Annotated in this window: 19 protein-coding genes; 12 read left to right on the top strand and 7 right to left on the bottom strand. The window is 66.3% G+C overall.

Annotated elements, in window-relative coordinates:
• Positions 1 to 46 precede the first annotated feature (46 nt).
• The 4 genes from JI664_RS18765 (at position 47) to JI664_RS18750 (ending at position 3,548) form a co-directional block, all read left to right on the top strand.
• The gene (locus tag JI664_RS18765) at positions 47 to 802 is read left to right on the top strand and encodes a LamB/YcsF family protein (protein ID WP_207015309.1); all 756 of its coding nucleotides are present in this window, start codon (positions 47 to 49) and stop codon (positions 800 to 802) included.
• Positions 799 to 1,494, top strand: a complete 696-nt coding sequence (locus tag JI664_RS18760) for a 5-oxoprolinase subunit B family protein (RefSeq protein ID WP_207015308.1) — start codon at positions 799 to 801, stop codon at positions 1,492 to 1,494. Before JI664_RS18765 ends, JI664_RS18760 begins: the two co-directional genes overlap by 4 nt.
• A complete protein-coding gene (locus tag JI664_RS18755; protein WP_207015307.1) occupies positions 1,487 to 2,434 on the top strand; it encodes a biotin-dependent carboxyltransferase family protein in 948 nt (315 codons plus the stop codon). Before JI664_RS18760 ends, JI664_RS18755 begins: the two co-directional genes overlap by 8 nt.
• Before the next feature lie 115 nt (positions 2,435 to 2,549).
• Positions 2,550 to 3,548 carry a serine hydrolase domain-containing protein gene (locus tag JI664_RS18750; RefSeq protein WP_207015306.1) on the top strand — a complete coding sequence of 333 codons (999 nt, stop codon included), beginning with the start codon at positions 2,550 to 2,552 and terminating at the stop codon, positions 3,546 to 3,548.
• A 55-nt stretch (positions 3,549 to 3,603) separates the two neighbouring features.
• Here JI664_RS18750 and JI664_RS18745 read toward each other — a convergent pair whose 3' ends face one another.
• Genes JI664_RS18745 through JI664_RS18725 form a run of 5 tightly spaced genes read right to left on the bottom strand, consistent with a single transcriptional unit; the run spans position 3,604 to position 9,144 of the window.
• The gene (locus tag JI664_RS18745; RefSeq protein WP_207015305.1) at positions 3,604 to 4,632 is read right to left on the bottom strand and encodes an extracellular solute-binding protein; all 1,029 of its coding nucleotides are present in this window, start codon (positions 4,630 to 4,632) and stop codon (positions 3,604 to 3,606) included.
• Positions 4,633 to 4,664: 32 nt separating this feature from the next.
• Positions 4,665 to 5,465, bottom strand: coding sequence for an ABC transporter permease (locus tag JI664_RS18740; protein ID WP_207015304.1), 801 nt, complete (start codon positions 5,463 to 5,465; stop codon positions 4,665 to 4,667).
• Complete coding sequence (locus JI664_RS18735) at positions 5,458 to 6,396, bottom strand: ABC transporter permease (RefSeq protein WP_207015303.1); 939 nt, start codon at positions 6,394 to 6,396, stop codon at positions 5,458 to 5,460. Before JI664_RS18735 ends, JI664_RS18740 begins: the two co-directional genes overlap by 8 nt.
• Positions 6,397 to 6,400: 4 nt before the next feature.
• Positions 6,401 to 7,486, bottom strand: a complete 1,086-nt coding sequence (locus JI664_RS18730) for an ABC transporter ATP-binding protein (RefSeq protein ID WP_207015302.1) — start codon at positions 7,484 to 7,486, stop codon at positions 6,401 to 6,403.
• Entirely contained in the window at positions 7,483 to 9,144 is a 1,662-nt protein-coding gene (locus tag JI664_RS18725; protein WP_286174174.1) for an amidohydrolase, read from the bottom strand. The genes JI664_RS18730 and JI664_RS18725 overlap by 4 nt, the downstream gene beginning before the upstream one ends.
• Positions 9,145 to 9,406: 262 nt before the next feature.
• Between JI664_RS18725 and JI664_RS18720 the strand changes: the two genes are divergently transcribed.
• From JI664_RS18720 to JI664_RS18710, 3 genes are all read left to right on the top strand, one after another.
• Positions 9,407 to 10,291, top strand: a complete 885-nt coding sequence (locus JI664_RS18720; RefSeq protein ID WP_207015301.1) for a galactose mutarotase — start codon at positions 9,407 to 9,409, stop codon at positions 10,289 to 10,291.
• A 130-nt stretch (positions 10,292 to 10,421) separates the two neighbouring features.
• Positions 10,422 to 11,003: a hypothetical protein gene (locus JI664_RS18715; protein WP_207015300.1), complete on the top strand. Its 582-nt coding sequence runs from the start codon at positions 10,422 to 10,424 to the stop codon at positions 11,001 to 11,003.
• A gap of 1 nt (position 11,004) precedes the next feature.
• Positions 11,005 to 13,578, top strand: coding sequence for an HWE histidine kinase domain-containing protein (locus tag JI664_RS18710; protein ID WP_207015299.1), 2,574 nt, complete (start codon positions 11,005 to 11,007; stop codon positions 13,576 to 13,578).
• Between the two features lie 74 nt (positions 13,579 to 13,652).
• Here the strand turns inward: JI664_RS18710 and JI664_RS18705 are convergent, their stop codons facing one another.
• Together JI664_RS18705 and JI664_RS18700 are read right to left on the bottom strand one after the other, a co-directional pair.
• Positions 13,653 to 14,327 carry a PAS domain-containing protein gene (locus JI664_RS18705; RefSeq protein ID WP_207015298.1) on the bottom strand — a complete coding sequence of 225 codons (675 nt, stop codon included), beginning with the start codon at positions 14,325 to 14,327 and terminating at the stop codon, positions 13,653 to 13,655.
• Positions 14,328 to 14,460: 133 nt separating this feature from the next.
• Complete coding sequence (locus JI664_RS18700) at positions 14,461 to 15,084, bottom strand: MarR family winged helix-turn-helix transcriptional regulator (RefSeq protein WP_207015297.1); 624 nt, start codon at positions 15,082 to 15,084, stop codon at positions 14,461 to 14,463.
• Between the two features lie 99 nt (positions 15,085 to 15,183).
• On the opposite strand from JI664_RS18700, the gene JI664_RS18695 reads away from it, so the two are divergent.
• The 5 genes from JI664_RS18695 to JI664_RS18675 all read left to right on the top strand — a co-directional run bounded on the left by JI664_RS18695 (position 15,184) and on the right by JI664_RS18675 (position 20,181).
• Positions 15,184 to 16,071, top strand: coding sequence for a hypothetical protein (locus tag JI664_RS18695; RefSeq protein WP_207015296.1), 888 nt, complete (start codon positions 15,184 to 15,186; stop codon positions 16,069 to 16,071).
• On the top strand, positions 16,068 to 17,342 hold the full coding sequence (locus JI664_RS18690; protein ID WP_207015295.1) for a 2-hydroxyacyl-CoA dehydratase family protein: 1,275 nt from the start codon (positions 16,068 to 16,070) through the stop codon (positions 17,340 to 17,342). Before JI664_RS18695 ends, JI664_RS18690 begins: the two co-directional genes overlap by 4 nt.
• 46 nt (positions 17,343 to 17,388) lie before the next feature.
• Positions 17,389 to 18,531, top strand: coding sequence for a CaiB/BaiF CoA transferase family protein (locus JI664_RS18685; RefSeq protein WP_207015294.1), 1,143 nt, complete (start codon positions 17,389 to 17,391; stop codon positions 18,529 to 18,531).
• 23 nt (positions 18,532 to 18,554) lie between these two features.
• On the top strand, positions 18,555 to 19,574 hold the full coding sequence (dctP, locus tag JI664_RS18680; protein WP_286174173.1) for a TRAP transporter substrate-binding protein DctP: 1,020 nt from the start codon (positions 18,555 to 18,557) through the stop codon (positions 19,572 to 19,574).
• 76 nt (positions 19,575 to 19,650) lie between these two features.
• Positions 19,651 to 20,181 carry a TRAP transporter small permease gene (locus JI664_RS18675; protein WP_207015293.1) on the top strand — a complete coding sequence of 177 codons (531 nt, stop codon included), beginning with the start codon at positions 19,651 to 19,653 and terminating at the stop codon, positions 20,179 to 20,181.

Raw genomic sequence — 20,181 nt, 5'->3', positions numbered from 1 at the left:
TATGGGCGCGCCGGGGTTGGCTTGGCGCGCGCAGCGCGGAGGGGCCATGAAGATCGACCTGAATTCGGATCTGGGCGAAAGCTACGGCCCGTGGAGCATGGGCGACGACGGGGCGATGCTGGATATCGTCACATCGGCCAATATCGCCTGCGGTGGCCATGCCAGCGATCCCGAGACGATGTTCTCCACGCTCAGGCTTGCTGCCGAGCGCGGCGTGGTCATCGGCGCGCATCCGGGCTATGCCGACCGCGAAGGCTTCGGGCGCCGTGTCATCCCGATGTCCCCGGCCGCGGCCGGGCGCATGGTGGCGGCGCAGATCGGCGCGCTGGCGGGCGTGGCCGCTATGGCCGGGGCCCACATCCACTACGTCAAGCCGCATGGTGCGCTGTCGAATGTGTCGATGGACAACCGCGCGATGGCCGATGCCATCGTCGCGGCGATCAAGGCTCAGCCCGGCGATCTGGCCCTGCTGGCGATTTCTGGAACCGAGCTGGAAGAGGCGGGGCGCGCGGCAGGGCTGACCGTGTTTTCCGAGATTTTCGCGGATCGCGGCTATCTGCCGAATGGCCGTCTTGTCCCGCGCAGCCAGCCCGGCGCGATGATCCACGATGCGGGCGCGGCGGCGGAACGCTTGCTGGGTTTCCTGGAAAGCGGGCGGATGTCGGTGGTAGGCGGCGATCCCATCCCGCTTAAGGCACAGTCGGTTTGCGTGCATGGCGACAGCCCCGGCGCGGTGGCGATGGCGCGCGAGATCCGCACCGCCCTTGAATCGCGAAACGTCGAGATCGCGAGCTTCCTGTGACAGACAGCTTCCCCCGTTTCACGCCCGTGGCCGATCACGCGCTGCTGGTTGAATTCGCTGAAACGCAGGATGAGGCCGCGCATGAGGCCGTGCTGGCGCTCGATGCCGCGCTGTCGCAGGCCCCCTGCCCCGGCCTGCGTGAATGGGTGCCGGCCATCGTCAACCTGCTGGTCGATTTCGACCCGCGCGTGAGCGATCACGCGACGATCCGCGCGCATGTCGAGAGGCTGTTGCACCGCCCGCGCGCGCTCAGCGCCAAGCCCCGGACGCACAAGGTCGGTGTCTGCTACGAAGCCCCCCTAGCCCCCGATCTGGATGAGGTCGCACGCCTGACCGGGCTGAGCGCTGACGCCGTAATCGCCGCGCATCTGGGGGCCGAGTACCGCGTGACAATGTATGGCTTCGCGCCGGGCTATGCCTATCTGGCGGAGCTCCCCAAGGCCTTGCGGCTTGACCGCAAGACCGCGCCGGTGCGGGGCGTGCCCGATGGCTCGGTCATCATTGCGGGGGCGCAATGCCTTGTGACCACGCTGACCATGCCCACCGGCTGGTGGCGGCTGGGACGCTCGCCCGCGAGGATCCTGACCGGAGACGAGGCCGCGCCGTTCCTCTTCGATGTGGGCGACCGGGTTCGCTTCACGCGGCTGACGCTTGACGACTATTCCCGCCAGACGGAGCACGACGATGGCTGAGGCGCACTTTTCGGTGGCTTTCGCCGGTCCCCTGATCAGCCTGCAGGATTCGGGCCGCCCGGGGCATCTGCGCTTTGGCGTTCCGGCGTCGGGCGCGATGGACCGCCGCTCGCTCGCGCTGGCCAATATCGCCCTGAACAAGCCCGAGGGCGCGCCGGTGATCGAGGTGTCGCTGGGCGGACTGACGCTCGATTGCACCGAGGGTGCGGTCAGTCTGGCCATCACCGGGGGCGGCTTCGTGATCGAGCTCGACGGCCAGCCGGTGGCGCCGTGGAGCGTTCTGACGATCCGCGCCGGGCAGCGGCTGGTGGTGCGGCGCGGCCATTGGGGCGCGTGGGCCTATCTGGCCTTTGCGGGCGATCTGGAGGCGCCGCTCTGGCTGGGCAGTGCCTCGACCATCGCGGCCTCGGGGCTGGGCGGCGGCATGGTGACGACCGGCAGCACAATCCGCGTGCGTGACACGGCGCTTGTGCCGGACCGTCGCATGCCCCTGCCGGTCACAGCCCGTCCGCGCGCGCATCTGCATGTCGTACCCGGCCCGCAGATGCGCTGCTTCCGGCCCGAGGCGCTGGAAACGCTGCTGCGGGGGCCGTGGCATGTCACGCCGCAGGGCGACCGGATGGGCGTGCGGCTGAAAGGCCCGGCGCTGGAACTGGGCGACGCCTTGCAGATCCCGTCCGAGCCGATCCTGCGCGGCTCGATTCAGGTGGCGGGCGACGGCGTGGCGACGGTGCTGATGGCCGATCACCAGACGACCGGCGGCTATCCCAAGATCGCCACGCTGCTCGATGACGATCTGGACGGTTTCGCACAGCTCAGGCCCGGCGATGCGCTGGATTTCACGCGGCTCACGCCCGACGAGGCCGTTGAACAGGCCCGCTTTCACGCCACGCGGCTGGCGGATTATTTCGAGCACGCCAAACAGGCGGCGCGGCGCTAGAACCGGCGATCACGGCGCTGTGCAGCCCCTGTCCGTCACGTCGGCGTGAGGGGTGCTGCCGCTCGTTCGCACGGGCCGCTATCTGTCCCGGAAGACGACAGATTCCGAGGATCCCATGCCCCTGACGCGCCGCCGCTTTGCTGCCCTTGCGCTGACCGGACTGGCCGTGCCGCTGGCCGCGCCCGCGCTCTTGCGCGCGCAATCCGCCGCCGAAGAGGTGGCCGCAGAAGCCCGCGCCATGGACCAGCTTCACACCATCATGGTGCAGCGCGGCGGCGATCTGGTCGTGGCCGAGGCCCCGCGCGACCGGGGGCTCGATCAGGTCGCGAACATCAAGTCCTGCTCGAAAAGCCTGCTGGCGCTGCTGCTGGGAACGGCGCTTGCGCGGGGCGAGATCGCGTCGATCGACGCGACACTGGACGAGGTGGCGCCCCGCCTCATCCCCGACGACGCGACCGAGGGCGTGCGCGACCTGACGATGCGCGATCTGGTGACGCTGCGGATGGGCCTTCAGGGGACCTCGGGCGCGGATTACGGCGCATGGGTCAATTCGTCCGACTGGGTGGGCTACGTTCTGCGCCAGCCGCGCATCGCCGAGAATGGCGGGCGGATGATCTATTCCACCGGCACCACGCATGTGCTGGGCGCCGCGCTGACCGAGGCCACCGGCACAAGCCTGCGCGATCTGGCGCGCGCGCGTCTGGGCGATCCGCTGGGGATCGACATTCCCGACTGGCTGACCGATCCGCAGGGCTATTACTTCGGCGGCAACGAGATGGGCCTCACCCCGCGCGCAATGCTGCGGTTGGCCGTGACGATGCGCGATGGCGGACGCTGGGGCGGTGAACAGGTCATACCCGGTGACTGGGTCACGGCAAGCCGCCTGCCGCGCACCCGTTCGCCCTATTCGGGGCTGGACTACGGCTATGGCTGGTTCCTGACCGAGGACGGCTGGGTCTTGGCGCGTGGCTATGGCGGGCAGATCATAGCGGCGCTGCCGCGCTCGGGGCTGGCGGTGGCGATCACCTCGGACCCGACGCGGCCCGCGCGCTCGGACGGGTATTTCGGCGCGCTGCTGGCGCTGCTGCGCGGGCCGGTCGCAGCGCTGGCGTGACGCATGAAAACGGGGGCCCAGCGGCCCCCGTTTCCCGTTTTGCCTGATCCAGGCGTTATTGCAGAAGCTCGGTCCAGATCTGGGTGCGGATATCCTGAACCTCCTGCGGGCAGGTCGGGTTGAAGCGACCGGCCGAGACGAGTTCCTCAGGGATCGAGATCTCGGGCGCGGCGGCCATTTCCGGGTCCATGAATTCCTCGGACCCGGCGATGCCGTTGCCGTAGCGGGCGAAATCCGACAGCATGGCCGCGTGTTCGGGCTGCAGGATGTAGTTGATGAAGATCATCGCGTTTTCGACATTCTCGGCATCGGCCAACACCGCGGCGTTGTCCATCCAGACAGGATAACCGGTCGCCGGATAGCCGTAGGCCACGTCCGGGTTCTGCAGGCGCGCGCGCATCGTCGCCCCGTTCCAGTAAACCCCGGCCAGAATGTCGCCGGCGACGTAGTTGTCGATCGTGCCGTAATCGAGCGACAGCCAGTGCGGCTTGGCCTCCATCAGCATGTCGCGGGTCGCGCGCAGCACGTCCATGTCATCGGTGCACACATCGTCGCCGCCCGCCGCATAGATGGCGATGGCCATCACGTCCGACATTTCGGGGATGACGTTGATGCGACCATCGAGCGCCTCGGGCGGGTTGAAGATGATGTCGGCGGTGTTGATGTCGCCGTCATAGACCGAGGTATTCACGGCGATCCCGGTCGTGCCCCATTGCCACGGCACGGTGTATTCACGGCCCGGATCGAAATCGACATCGACCCATTGCGGCGCGATATTGCCGCGATCGGTGACGATCTCAGGGTCGAGCGGCTGCAGCAGCCCCTCTTCGATCCAGATCGGCACGTAGCTATGCGTCGGCACGACAATGTCGAAGCCGTGGCCGCCCTGACGCACGCGGGCGAGTGCGGTCTCGTTGCTGTCAAAATCGGTGATCGTGACCTCGATCCCGGTGTCGGCGGTGAATTGCTCGATCATCTCGGGGCTGGTGTAGTTGCCCCAGTTATAGATGTTGAGGACGCCGTCGGCATGGGCGATGCCCGCCGAGGCCAGCAGCGCCAGCGTCGATACCAGTGTCTTTTTCATGTGTTGGCTCCCAGTTGGTTGGTTTTATTGGATCACCCGCGTTTACGGGTGATCAGGAAGAACGCCGTCACGAACAGCAGCGACAGCGCCAGAAACAGGGTCGCGATGGCGTTCATCTCGGGCGTGATGACGCGGCGCAACTGGCCAAGCATGTAGGTGGGCAACGTGTCCTGCCCGGCCGATTTGACGAATTCGGTGATCACCACGGTATCGAGGGAAATCACGAATCCCAACATGAATCCGGCCGCGATCCCCGGCACCAGCAGCGGCAGGGTGATGTAGCGAAAAGCCTGCCACGGATTGGCATAAAGGTCGGCGGCGGCGGTCTCGAGCGTCGGATCCAGCGTTTCCAGCCGCGCCCGGATCGGCAGATAGGCGAAGGGGATGCAAAAGGCGGTATGCGCCAGCACCAGATAGGCCATGCCCGAATAGCCGGTATTCACCTTGACCCAGGCGACGACGATCAGCAGCGCGATACCAGTGACGATCTCGGGCACCATGAGCGGCTGGTTGATCAACGCGTAGATCATCGTCTGCCCCGGAAAGCGGCTGACGCGGGTGGTGGCCAGCGCCGCCGGCACCGCCAGCGCGGTCGCCATGCCCGCCGCCACGGCGGCAAGCCAGAGCGAGCGGATCGAGACGTCCTGCACCTGCTGATTGCCGAAAGCCGCGACGTACCATTGCAGCGAAAACCCGTCCCACTCCGATTGCGACGGGCCGGCATTGAAGCTGAACACCACCAGAACGAGGATCGGAAGGTAGAGCAGGATGAAGGTCAGAACGGCGATGGCGCCAAAGCCCGGCAGGCGACGCACGTCATAGGATTTAGCCACGGCGCTTGCCCTCCTCTCCGTTCACGGCGCGCAGGTAGAAGACCAGCGCCGCCATCACGATGATCAGAAGCACCATCGCCAGCGCCGCGCCCAGCGGCCAGTTGCGCCCTTGCCCGAATTGCAGCGCGATCAGGTTGCCCAGCATCATCGTGCGCCCGCCGCCCAGCACGCGCGGCGTGACATAGGCGCCGATCGACGGGATGAAGACAAGGATCGAGCCTGCGACGAAGCCCGGTTTCACCAGCGGCAGGATGACATGCCACAGCACGCGGACGCGGCTGGCGTAAAGGTCGTATCCCGCCTCGACCAGCCGGAAGTCCAGCTTGTCCATCGCCGCGTAGAGCGGCAGCACCATCAGCGGCAGAAAGACATAGGCCATGCCCAAGAGGATGGCGAAATTCGAGAACAGCAATTGCAGCGGCTCATCAACGATGCCGGTCGCCACCAGAATCGTATTTATCAGGCCATTGCCGCGCAAAAGCTCCTGAATGGCAAAGGTGCGGATCAACAGGTTGGTCCAGAACGGGATGGTGATCAGGAACAGCCACAGCGCGCGCCGCTCGGGCGGACGGGTGGCGATGAACCACGCGGTGGGAAAGCCCAGCACCGCGCAGATCAGCGTGGTCTGCAAAGACAGCGAGATCGTGCGCCAGAAGACGTTGAGATTGGCCCAGTTCCAGCTGACATTCTCGGGGTCGAAAATGTCGCGCGAAAAGAAGACGCGAAACCAGCCGTCGCCCGAGAAATCCCATTCCACCCCGCCGACATTGCCCGGGCTAAGGAAGGAATACACGGCGACGATCATCAGCGGACCCGATGCCGCGACCAGAAGCACCAGAAGCGCGGGCGTGCTGAGCAGCCATTTCCAGCCGTGGCTTTCCTTTTGCGGGTCGGGTTCGGGTCCTGTTGCGCTGTCGGGGGGCGTTGCCATGGCGTCAGTCCTTCAGGATGCGCAGCGTGCCCGCGCCCAGCGCGATGCCCAGCGTGCTGCCGGGATCGGGCGCGGCCAGATCGGCGGTGTTCTGACGCCGCAGCACGAAGCCCTGACCATCCGCCAGTTTCAGATGGATATGGGTATCGGTGCCAAAGAAGGTGCTGGTCTCGACCACGCCATCCATATCGCCCGCGCCCGGCTCGGCCAGTGTCGCCTGTTCAGGGCGGATCACGGCGGTGACCTCTTCGCCGGTGACGGGGCGCATTCCCTCGGGCAGCCGCGCCGCGGCCTGCGCGCCGCCGGGCAGCGTGACCGTCGCACCCTGATCGTCGAGCGCCGCAACGGGCACGGTCAGGAAATTGGTGTCGCCGATGAAATCCGCAACGAAGCGGTCGGTCGGTGCGTGGTAGATGTCGTGCGGTGTGCCGCATTGCAGGATGCGCCCGGCGCTCATCACCGCGATGCGGTCGGACATCGTCAGCGCCTCTTCCTGATCATGCGTGACGAAGACGAATGTGATCCCCGTCTCGCCCTGCAGGCGTTTGAGCTCGCTCTGCATCTCCTTGCGCAGCTTCAGGTCCAGCGCGCTGAGCGGCTCGTCAAGCAACAACACGCGCGGGCGCGGCGCCAGCGCGCGGGCCAGCGCCACGCGCTGTTGCTGGCCGCCCGAGATCTCCGAGGGTTTGCGATCCGCCATCGCCTCCATCCGCACCAGACGCAGCATCTCGGCCACGGTGCTGTCGATCTCGGCCTTGGGTTTCCCCAGCATCTTAAGACCAAAGCCAATATTCTGCGCCACGCTCATATGCGGAAACAGCGCGTAGTTCTGGAACACGGTGTTGACGGGCCGCGCATTCGGCCCCTTTGCCGCGACCTCGTCGCCGTTGATCTTCAGGCTGCCCATGCTGGGCGACTCGAACCCGGCGATGACGCGCAGAAGCGTGGTCTTGCCGCAGCCCGAGGGGCCCAGAAGGGTAAAGAATTCCCCGGTGCCAATGCTCAGATTGATGTCCGACAGCGCGCGAAACGCAGCCGCGCCCTGACCGAAGATCTTGCCCAATCCGGTGATTTCGATCTCGACGCTCATGCGGCCTCCCAGACGACGCGACCGCCGCAAATGGTCGTGGCGACGTTCATGGCACCGATACGCTCAGGCTCGGTCGTTTCGATATCGCCCGACAGGATGACCAGATCGCCCAGATAGCCGGGTTTGAGCATGCCCTTGCGGTCCTCGGCATGCTCGGTCCACGCCCCACCGATCGTATAGGCTTTGAGCGCCTCCATCAGCGTGACGGACTGGTCGGTTGCGCCTTCGTCATAGACCGGGCGGGTGATCGCCGCCTGAATCGAGCGCAGCGGGTTGATGTCGGCGACCGGCCAGTCCGAGGCAAAGGTCAGATGCGCGCCCGCATCGGCAAGGTCACGCGCCAGATAGGCGTCTTTCCAACGATGGCGCGGGATCTTGTCCATGGTCGGGAAGATCGGAAAATCCAGACTGCCGGGCGGGTGCGAGGGCTGGATCGAGGCGACGACGCCCAGTTCGGCCAGCCGGGGCACGTCATCGCGGTGAATAAGCTCGATATGCTCGATCCGGTGGCGGGAATCGCGCGGACCGTTGGCCTTGCGCGCGGCCTCATAGCCATCGAGCACGCGCCGCACCGCGCCGTCGCCGATGGCGTGAACGGCAATCTGCAGTCCGCGGCGGTCGGCTTCGATGGCGATCTCGGAAAACCGCTCGGCGCTGTGCAGCGGATCGCCCTTCCAGCCGGGCGTCTCGGGGTAATCCTCCAGACAGACTGCCGTTTCGCTGTCGATCACGCCGTCCATGAACAGCTTGACAAAGCCCGAGGCCAGCCAGTCGTCGTTGAACTCGGCCGACAACGTGGTTGCGCCCGCCAGATCCGCGACCTCGCGATGCGGGCGATAGTGGAAGGGCACGCGCACGCGGGCGGTCAGACGCCCCTGACGGCGCAGTTCGGACAGAACCAGCAGCGTGTAGCGGTTCCCGTCCATGTTCACGAGCGACGTAAAGCCGTGGCGCGCGCAATACTGGAGCCCGCGTTCCATCGGTTCGAGATCGGCCAAAAGCTCGTCATGCGTGGGCAGCGGCACGGGCTCTTCCCCGGTGGCGATGCCCGCATTGATGCGGTCCTGCCCGGTCAGCTGAAGCACCGGCTCGAACGCCTTGAACTCGCGCAGCTCGCCCGTCGCCGTGCCATCCTCGGCCATGACGATCTCGTTGCCGGTGGGCAAGTCGCGACCGTGCAGGATGCCCGCCAATTCCAGCGCCTTGGTATTGGCCCAGGCGGTGTGGTGGTCGGGCGCCGTGAACAGGACGGGCCGGTCGGCGATGATCGCGTCGATGTCCTGACGGGTAAGCGAGCGGTCATAGATGCCGTAATCGCAGCCCTGCCCCAGCAGCATCGGCGCATCGGGATGAGCGGCGGCATAGTCTTTCAGCGCCTTGGCCAGCGCCTCGGGTCCATGCACACCCAGCAATTGCAAATGCGCCAGCTCGTTGCCGCCCATGAACAGATGCAGGTGGCTTTCGATGAAGCCGGGCAGCACGGTGGCGCCCTGCGCGTCGATGATCCGGCAGCCCGGCCCGGCCAACTCCTGGATCGTGGCATTGTCGCCCAGGGCAAGGATGCGCTCTGACTGAAGCGCAACGGCCTCGGCGCGTGGTTGGGTATCGTCCATGGTCAGGACCCGCCCGTTAATCACGATCAATGTTGCCAGACCCATGGTTCCCCGTCTTGCGAACTGTGCCGATAAGACTCACTTGAGCAATTATTTGATCAAATTGCAACGATCCCGTCTTGCCCCAAGGCGCCCCGCCCCCGTGTTGCGCAGCCCCGCGCGGGAACGCGGCGAAATTGGGCATCGGCGAAACCTAAGGGCGGGCGAGCGGCGGTCAGCCGCCTGCCGCCCCGACCTCTGGCCTTTCGCGCATGGCTGCGCGACAAGAGGCGCGGCGGGCGACCCCGGACAAAGGCAGGAGCAGATCATGGACATCGTGCAGCTTCAGGATGGCGAGACCCGCGTGTCGCTTCTGTCCTATGGCGCGCGCACGCAGGATTGGGTGATCCCGTCCGACAAAGGTCCGCGCTCGGTGATCCTTGGCCATAGCGACCCCGACGACTATCGCCGCGACCCGTATTTTCTGGGCGCCATCGTGGGCCGGGTGGCGAACCGGATCGGCGACGCGGCCTATGGCGGGCACCGGCTGGTCGCCAATGACGGAAAGCATCAGCTGCATGGCGGGCCGGGCGGGCTGTGGGCGGTGGATTGGCGGCTCGAGGCCGATGGCGAACGGCGCGCGCGCTGGTCCTATCGCTCGCCCGCAGGCGAGATGGGGTTCCCCGGAACGGTCGATATTTCCGTGACCGTGACGCTCGCGGCTACCACGCTGACCTATGACATGCAGGCGCAGCCCGATTGCGAAACGCCGATCTCGCTGGCGCAGCACAATTATTACCGGCTCGGCCCCGCGCCCATGGCCCGCATTCAGGCGGATCGGCGGCTGGAACGCGACGGCGCGGGCATCATGACGGGCGCGATCCTACCCGCCGGGACACTCGATTTGCGCACGGGTGCCGCCATGCCCCGAGAGGCCGACGATTTCCTGCTGTTCGACGAAGCTCGCGATCCCGACATGCCCGTCGCCGACCTGAACGGCGATGGATTGCGGCTGCGCCTGTGGTCCGACCAGCCCGGCGCGCAGCTGTATTCCGGCCACGGGCTGGGCGCGCCGTTCGCACCGCGCGCGGGGTTGTGCCTTGAACCTTCGGGCTATCCGAACGCGGTGAATATCCCCGCTTTCCCGTCGATCATGGCAAGCCCGGACCGGCCCTATCGGCAGATCCTGCGCGTTGCGGTCGAGGCGAGCTGACTGGCGAAAATACGCGCGTTAACCGATTTTGGAGTTTTCGGTTTCGTCAGGGAACCGAACCGGCGTTTATGCGTTCTTTACCGTTATCAGAACTGCCTGATGACCATTTTAGAAACGATGGCGATACAGTTTGCTCGATCCTATTACCGCACCGGCGGATGCTGCAGCGCCGACGCTGCGTGCCGCCCTCCGATCCCAGACCCGGCCTGCCCATGAGGCCCTGGACAACCGGATCTCTCCCCTGAACCTGCTGATCGCTGAACGTCGCAAAGCGTTTTGCCGCGTTCACCGCCTCGGTTTCGCCACGCTGGGACGCGCCTGCGACGGCAACGCCTCTGAGGCGACGCCCAGCCTGCACCGCATCATGGCCACGCTGGACGAGGCGCTGGCGAATGTGCCCGCCGACGCCCCCTTGCCCGCGCCTTTTCTGCATCCCGACGCGGTTGCGTATCTGGTCCTCGGCTCGCAGATGGGGACCGAGATGATGCGCCGGGGCCTGCCTGACGATCAGCAGACCGGCTATTTCGGACAAGACCCCGACATGACGGCGTGGCGCGCGTTCTGCGCCCGAATGGGGGCCATGGACAGCACCACACCCGAAGCGCAACGCATCCTGTCGGATGCCAACCGCGCCTTTGCCATCTTCACTGCCGCTGCAGACAGCATCCTGATGCTGGACGGGCACGCGTCCCCGCTGGCGCGGGCGAGCTGACATGGCAGAGAGGTTCATTTCCACCGATACCGCCGTCGACCTGACCAATTGCGACCGCGAGCCGATCCACTTGCTGGGCAATGTCCAGAGCTTCGGCGCGCTGATCGCGATTTCGGCCGACTGGATCGTGCAGCATGCCTCGACCAATGTGGACCGGATTCTGGGGCTCGAAGGCGAGGATCTGATCGGCAGGCCCCTCGGCGACCGGCTTCCGCGCGACATCATGCAACGGCTGAGCGCGATGATCGGCACCGCCACGCACGAGAACTCGGTGGTGCGCGCCTTTGGCATCGATCTGCTGGGCGATGGCCGGCATTTCGATATCGCCAGCCACATGACCGATAACAGCTTCATCTTCGAATTCGAGCCGACCGAACGCGAATACGGCCATGACGAGATGGCGCAGGTCACGGCCATGCTGCGCAAGGTGTCGAACCAGCCCGACACGCTCAGCGCCGCGCAGGCCGCAGCCGAGCAATTGCGCGCGCTGACGGGATTTGACCGGGTGAAGGTCTATCGCTTTGGCCCCGAAGGCGACGGCACGGTGATCGCCGAGGCCCGCGACGAGGCCGATACCGAATCCTATCTGGGCCTGCATTTCCCGGCCTCGGACATCCCCCGGCAGGCGCGCGAGCTTTACAAGCGCAACCTGATCCGGCTGATCATGGATGTGGACGATACTGTCTCGCCGATCGTGCCGCAGGTCAGCCCCGAAGGCACGCCTCTCGACCTGTCGATGTCGATCAGCCGCGCGGTCTCGCCTATCCATCTGGAATATTTGCGCAATATGAATGTGCGCGGTTCGATGTCGGTGTCGATCCTGCAAAAGGGCGAATTGTGGGGCCTGTTCGCCTGCCACCACCGCACGCCGATCCATGTCGATTACCAGCGCCGCACGGCTGTCGAGCTTCTGGCCCAGTTCTTCGCCTATGAGATCGAACGGCAAGAAGCGCGCGCGTTGTCGGACGCATCGGGCCGCGCCCAGCGCCTGCATGACCGGCTGATGGTCCGGCTGAGTTCGGGCGAACGGCTGGAGCAGGTCTTTCCCACCATCGCCGAGGAAATCGCCAAGGTCGTGGGCTATGACGGGATCGCGGTCTATTCGGACGGCACCTATCTGACGCGCGGCGCGGTGCCGACGCAATCGCAGTTCGAAGGCATCGCGCGGTTCCTCAACACCGCCGCGGCCAGCCGGGTCTACGCCACTGACAACCTTGTCGCGCGCCTGCCCTCGATGGCCGAGCATGCCGATGTCGCAGCGGGGATCCTTGCGATCCCGATCTCGCGCACGCCACGCGATTACATCGTGCTGTTCCGCTCGGAAGTGGTGCGGCAGGTGAAATGGGCGGGCAATCCGGAAAAGGCGGTCGAAGTCGGCCCCAACGGATCGCGCCTGACCCCGCGCAAGAGCTTCGAGACGTGGAAACAGGATGTCGGCAACCGATCCGAACAATGGTCGGTCACCGCCCTTCGCGCCGCCGAGGCGATCCGTGTCACCCTGCTTGAAGTCGTGCTGAAGCTCTCGGACGAAGTGAACGCCGAGCGCAAGCGCGCGCAGGATCAGCAGGAATTGCTGATTGCCGAACTTAATCACCGGGTGCGCAACGTGCTGGGCCTGATCCGGTCGCTGGTCAGCCAGTCGCGCCGCACCGCCAGCTCGATGGAGGATTTCACCGCCGCCATCGACGGGCGCATCCATGCGCTGGCTCAGGCGCATGATCAGTTGACCCGCACCGAATGGTCGCCCGTGGCATTCCACGATCTGCTGACCAAGGAACTGGACGCCTATATCTCAGGCGAGCATGATCGCGTCATCGTGAGCGGCCCGCGCATCCTGCTGGCGCCCGAAGCGTTCAGCAGCGTGGCGCTGGTGTTCCACGAACTGGTGACGAACTCTGTGAAATACGGCGCGCTGTCGGTGCCGTCGGGCCGCGTGTCGCTCGACATCGCCCAGCTGCCCGATGGCCGCACGCAGCTTCACTGGTCGGAAACCGGCGGCCCTGCCGTGCGCGCGCCCGAGCGGCGGGGGTTCGGCACGACGATCATCGAACGCTCGATTCCCTTCGAGCTGAAAGGCACCGCCGAGACCCGCTTCGCGGTTACCGGGTTCGAGGCCATCTTTTCGATCCCCGAGCGGTTCGTCACCCTTCTGCCCGAAAGCCCAGAGGTCGCGACCTCAGCCCCGGCAGAACTGCTCACACCGCCCGCGCTGTCGGGCGTGGCGATGGTGGTCGAGGACAACATGATCATCGCCATGGATGCCGCCGACATTCTCGAAACGCTTGGCGTGCAGACGGTTCACATCGCCGGATCCGTGGCCGAAGCGCTGCGCGTGGCCGAGGCAAACACGCTGTCGCTGGCGGTGCTGGACGTCAATCTGGGCGCCGAGACCAGCCTGCCGGTCGCGCAATACCTTGCCGCGCAGGAGGTGCCTTTCCTGCTGGCGAGTGGCTATGGCTCGAATGACGGCTCGCTCGCGCGCTATCCGCAATCGACGGTGATCGCGAAGCCCTTCACCATCGAGTCGCTCTCGAAAGGGCTGGCCGCGCTGAACCTCGACGCGAAAAACGGCTGAGCCGCGCCGCCGGGGCCGATCCGTGAAACGATAACGCCGGGCAACAAGCTACGTCCCGGCGTTTTCGTGTCGTTCTAATGCGAAGTCAGATCGGCGCCGAAGGGCGGTTGAGGCAACGCGCCGGGATGCGCGCCGCCGTCAAGGGGCCGCAGCAGGTCCGAAAGTTTCTGAATCGCCTCGGCCGCGCGGGTGCCCGCATCGTCGAGCGCTTCGGCCAGCGCCGCCGCGCGATCCTCGCCGACGCCGCGACGCAGGATATTGGCGCCACTGGTCGCGATGGTCGAGATATTGGTCAGCGTGTGCAGCACGTCGTTCAATTGCGCCGCGAAGCTCTGGGACGGCAGGGCTGGCTCTGCAGAGTTTTCGGGCGCTGCCGTTTCGGGCGCCGAGACGACAAGCACCTTGGCGACCGCGCCGTCCTGCCATTCCAGCGGATAGACATAGACTTGCCAGCCACGCAGCATGCCACCGCTTGCCGCGTGCGCCGTGAACGACGCCGGACGCCCGTCCATAGCGCTTGCCACCGCGCCCGCCGCCTCTTCCGCCGCGTCGCCGTCCCACATCAGCGACCACGCTTCGCCGCAGACATCCTGCGCCTGTTTGTCCAGCAATTCGAGCCCGTGACGGTTTATCGCGACGATAAGACCCTCCGTATCGATGACCTTCGCGCAGACATTGGCATGCCGCGCGATATGCCCCACGACCGCGGCCAGAACGTCCGCATCCAGAGATGTATTTTGCAGAATCATGGGCCCAACCCGACATCAGTCAACTTGCCGCCAAGTTTAGTTGAACTCGGGGAATTTCCAAAGGAAAATATCATGCCGGTCGCGAGGACAGAACACAAACCGCTCGCGAGACACCATTGATGCGAGATCGTGGTTAATCGTCGTCCTCGTCAGTTGCATCACCCGAATGGGTTTCAGCCAGACGGTCCACCAGACGGAACAGGACATCGAAAAACACCGCGCGCTCATCGGGGCTAATTCCCGTGAACCACTCGGCATGACGCGCCGCCGCCGCTTCGCGCACGCGGATCGACAGATCCATTCCCGCCTCGGTCAGGTTGAGCACATTCGCCCGGCGGTCCACGGAACTGCGCGCGCGGGTCAGCAGGCCGCGCGCCTCAAGCCGCTGAACCACCCGCGTCACCGCCGATTTCTTCAGCACCAGCGACGCCGCGAGGTCGTTCTGTGTCACGCCCGGATTGGATTGCAGCACGCCCAGCACGCCGATATCGCCGCTTTCCAGCGCGAATTCCCGCCGCAGCTCACCGCCCTGACCGCGCAGAAGATAGCGCAGCGAGCGGTTGAGAAACGGCAGATCCTCGGCCAGCCAGCCCGCGCGGATCACCGAGCCGGATTTGAACCGGAACGCCCGGTCGCCCGGCGCCGCGCCCTCGGGCAGACGGTCAGGGGACACAGAGGTATCGCCCGGCGCAGACGCCTGAACGATGACCTGTTCCCGCGCGGGATTATGGGGCGCCGGAACGCTATCCTTGCTCATCGGCACAATCTGCCCCCGGCATCTGGAAGGCGCAAGACTTCGTTTGACGGCTGCGTTAATTGGTTCATAAAATGAACCTCCTTGCGGCGGAGAATACATTTGTCCGATCTGAATGTCCCCTATTGCCTTATATTCGGCCATGGCGCGCCGCTGGACCATCCGGCACTGGCCGGGTTGGCACTGCGCGATGTCACACGCATGGCACATGAGCCGCCCTCGCCCAGCGCCGTCGCACCAATGCTTGAGCCGTTCCTCGATCCTTTCGTGCGTAACTTCCTGTTCGGGCTTGAGCGGGGCGCGTTCGACGGGGCTGCGTTGATCGTGGTCTGGCGCGCGGGCCCCGGTGCGCTGCACGCCTTCCGCTATGCCAGCGAACTTCGGCGTCTGGGCCTTCTGCCCGACGGACCGCCGCTTTTCCTGTGGTCGCGCGCGGACAGCACAGGCGGCGCCGCGCAAGCCTTCGACGCCGAACAGACCGGCCGGTTGACGCGGGCTCTGACGGGCTTGCAACGGGGCGCTGTCGCGGACCGGGCCGGGCCGCTGGCTGCCTTGCACACCTTGCAACGCGACGGCGCGATCACGGGCGCCGAAGCCTTTGCCCGGCATCTTGCGGCGCGCGAAACCGGCACCGCGCACGATCTGGCCCCCGGCACAGCGGCACGACCCGGCCCCCGGCTGGCGCTGGCGGGCGCGCCGCTGGGCGGGGACGGCCTGCATCGCTGGCTTGATGCGCAGGGCGCGCTGGTGCTCGATCTGCAGGGGCCGGACGCGCCGCAGGATCCCCTCCTGCCCGACCTTCTGAAAACCCACCGGATCGACACGCTCGTCTGGCAGGTCGATCCGCAGGACGATCTGCATGGCTGGCGCAAGCCGCAGATCGCGCGCGACTGCGCGGCGGCGGGGGTCGCGTTCGTCGATCTGGGCTTCGTGCCCAGCTGGCCCACCCCCTCGGACCTGCCCCTTTCCCTGCCGGAGCCCGCCGCATGACCCCCGCTTTGCCCTGCACCGCCGAGGCCGCCGCCTATCAGCGCGACTGGGCCAAGAGCCTGCGCGCCCGGCTGGCCGGGGGCGAGGCCTATGCCTTTGCCAATGCCGACACGCCGATGGAGGTGTTCCACGCGCTCGACATGCCGGTCGTGGTCAATCAATGGTGGTCTTCGGTCATCGCCGCCAAGAAGCTCAGCGGGCTGCATCTGGACGCATCCGAGGCGATGGGCTTCCACGCCCGGCTGGCCAAGTATTCCGCCCTGCCGCTTTTCGCCGCGATCGATGGCCGACCCGAAACGCAGCCATGGGGCGGCCTGCCCGCGCCGGGGCTGCTCTGCGCGCGGGCTTCGGCAGACGATCACCCGCTGATCTTTGCCGAATGGGCGCGGCTGACCGGCGCGCCACTGAAGATCCTCAGCGCGCCGGGCCATCCGGACCCTGAGCCCGACTGGTGGACACCACTGCGTCGCGACTGGGAGGCCACGGTCGGGGCCGACCGGCTGGATCTGATGGCGGGCGAGATCGCTGAACTGACCGAGATGGCCGAACAGGTGGCGGGCCGCCGCACGCCAGATGGCGCGCTGGCGCAGCTCATGGAGCGGATCGACCGGCAGGAGCGGATTTTCGAGGCATGCGCGCAGATGATCGCCGAGGCGCCGCGCCTGCCCGTGCGGATCTCTGAGATGATCCCCAACGTGATGATCCCCCAATGGCACCGTGGCAGCGACTGGGCGCTCGCCCATGCACAACGGTTCCGCGACGCGCTGGCCGCGCGCATCGCCTCGGGTGCGGCGGTCTGCCCGGATGAGCGGGTGCGGATGATGTGGATCGGCGCGGGGCTGTGGTTCGACACCGGCTTCTACACCGCGTTTGAGGACCAGGGCGCGGTCTTCGCATGGTCGATGTACCTGCCCTTCGCCGCCGATGGCTATGTCCGCGCGAATCACGGTGACCCGGTGCGGGCGCTGGCCGCGCGGGTGAGCGACATTAACGAGCATCTGCACCAACCGCCCTGGGCGGGCGCGTGGCATGTGAAAGAGGCACAGGCGAACCGCATCGACCTTGCGGTGATTATCGTGCCCTCGGCGGATCGCCCTTCGGGCTACGGAACGCGCTTCATCGCGCGGGCGCTGGAAGAGGCGGGCGTGGCGACGGTCATGCTGGACGCGGACATGGTCGATGCGCGCGGCTGGGACGGCGCCGAGGCCCGTGCGCGGGTTCAGGCCGGGATCGACCGGGTCACGGACGGGCATCGCGCAAAAGGTCGTTGACAGAACTCCAATTTAGTTCATTCTATGAACTACAGGGAGGATGTCGATGACGCAGCGCGCATTGACCGGTATCAAGGTCGCCGATTTCAGCCATGTCGTGGCCGGGCCGCTGGCGACGCATTTCCTCGCGCTCAACGGCGCCGAGGTCACCAAGATCGAATCCCCGCGCGGCGACAACCTGCGCAATTACACGCTCGACCCTGCCCAGCGTGGCCTGTCGCCCGCTTTCGCCGGGATCAATGCGGGCAAGGGCTCGGTCGTTCTGGACCTCAAGACGCCCGCGGGGCGCGCCGAGGCCGAAGCGATCATCGCGGCCTCGGACGTGGTGGTCGAGAATTTCCGCCCCGGCGTGATGGCACGTCTGGAGCTTGGCGCCGCCGAAATGCGCGCGCGCTATCCGCATCTGATCTGGTGCGCGATCTCGGGTTTCGGGCAGACCGGCCCGCTCGCTGATGTCGCAGCGATGGATCAGATCATCCAGAGCCTGTCGGGCCTGATGTCGTTGTCGGGCCTGCCCGAGGATCCGGCGATGCGCGTGGGCTTTCCGGTGGTCGATACCTTTACCGGCCTGCTGGCCGCCTTTGCGATCCAGACCGCGCTGTTGCAACGCGAGCGCGGGCTGTGCGCGGGGCAGGAAATCGACGTGGCGATGCTGGACGCGGCTCTGGTGATGATGCTGTCAGTGGTCAATCCGCTGTTGATCGCGGGCGAGGCGCCTGTGCGCACCGGCAACCGGGGCTTCAGCCGCGCGCCGACCTCGGATACCTTTTCCTGTGCCGGGGGCAGCGCGATCACCATCGGCGCGGTCGAGGATGGGCATGTGGCCAAGGTCCTTGCGGTTCTGGGGCTTGAGCCACTGCTGGACGATCCGCGCTTTGCCGACCGGCGCGCGCGGGCCGAGAATGCCGATGCGATGGCGGACAAGATGGCCGAGGTTCTGCAGACCCGCCCCGCCGCGCATTGGGAAGAAGCGTTGCGCGCCCGGGGCGTGCCCGCCGCACGGGTGCAGGATCTGGCCGATGCCGTGGCGATGTCGCATCTGACCGGGCGTGATCTGTTTCTGGACCTGCCCGCGCGCGACGGCGGGCGGCAGCGCATTTTGAATGCCGGGTTCCGGTTCGCCGAGGGCGGGCCGGGAACCGCGTATCCGGCGCCGGAACTGGGCGCGGGACGACAAGCGACATCGTGAACAAATCGGGAGGAGGATGCGACATGATGATGAGGAAAAACCTGCTGGGATCGGCGCTGATCGGCGCCGTAATGGCCGCCGCGACGGCGGTTTCGGCGCAATCGGTCAATCTGCGGCTGTCGGTGGAAACCCCGCCGGGCCATGTGCGCAACCTTGCCGCCGAGCATTGGGCCGACGCGATCGGCGAACTCTCGGACGGCGATATCGCGGTCGAGATCTTCCCGGCCGGGCAGCTCTATAACTCGGCCGATGCGATCCGGGCGCTGGCTTCGGGCGCGCTGGACCTGTCCATACAGGCCTCGCCCACGCTGAGCCGCCTTGAGCCCAATCTGAGCGTCATCACCCTGCCGATGTTCTTCGGTGCAAGCGCCGATGATATCCGCGCGATCCTCGATGGCAATCTGGGCGACGAGCTCTGGGCGATGCTGGAGAGCCGGGGCATCATGGTGCCTTCGGGCGGGCATTTCGAATTCGCCCCCAACAACACCGCTTACACGGTCGAACCCGCCGACAGCTATGCCGCGCTCGAAGGCCGCACGCTGGCCACACCGCCCAGCCCGGTCGTGGTGGCGATCATGAACGCGATGAACATCAACGGCGTCGCCACGCCGCGCACCGAGATCGTGCTGCAGCTCACGCAGGGCCAGATCGAAGGCATGGGCTCGGTCACCGATCTGACCATCTCGGGCGGCAGGCTCTGGGAAGCGGGCATCGCCTATGCGTTCAACGACAATGCCGGCTGGGGGGTCTATATCCCGCTGATGTCGGCGCGCGTGATGAACGGGCTGACCGATGAGCAGCGCCAGATCATCGACGACGCGTGGTCGCAGACTGTGGACTGGGCGCGCGACTATGCGGCCGAGGAACTGGCCCATGCGCGCGAAACGAACGAGGCAAACGGCATTACCTATGCCGATCCCTCGGACGAGGCGGTGGCCGATATGCGCGAGCGGATGCTGGCGGTGCAGGACGATATCGTCGAGGCCTCGGGCATGAACGCCGATTTCGTGGCCCGCGTCGCCGAAGCCCTGCAAGGCGCGTGACAGCGCGACTGACAGGGCAATTGACCAGACAGGCGGGGGCGCCAGCCCCCGTCGCACTATCAAGACGGACGGGTTCATGATCGACACGATCCTGCGCATCTGGTCTCGGATCGAGACGGTGCTGATCGGCCTTCTCGTGCTATGCGCGCTGTTCACCTTCATGGGGGGTGCGGCGGTGCGGGTGCTGACGCCGCAGCACGCGGTCGACTGGGCCGACGAGGTGGCGCTTTACTTCATCGTCTGGGCCTCGGTCATCGCCGGGTCCACGCTGGCCGCCGAGGGGCGCCACATCAATACCGAGATCATCGTGGGCGGCCTGTCTGCACGCAAGCGCCGCGCCGCCGCAGGCTTCACCTTCGCGCTGACGCTGGTTTTCTGCGCGGTCATGGGGTGGCTTGGCTGGGAGGCGTTCGAATTCTCGCGGATGCTCGACGACCGCTCGGCTTCGAGCCTGCGCACGCCGCAGGCATGGTTCCTGTTCCTCGCCCTGCCCACCGGCATGGGGCTGATGGTGCTGAAAATGATCCTGCTGGCCATCGCCGGACGCGGCATCACGACCAGCGCGGAACCCGCCGAGATGGCGGAATTCACCAAGAAGGCCGAATGA

The sequence above is a fragment of the Rhodobacter sp. NTK016B genome (assembly GCF_017303295.1).
GTDB lineage: Bacteria > Pseudomonadota > Alphaproteobacteria > Rhodobacterales > Rhodobacteraceae > Pararhodobacter.
This window is presented reverse-complemented; position numbering and strand designations above follow the sequence as displayed.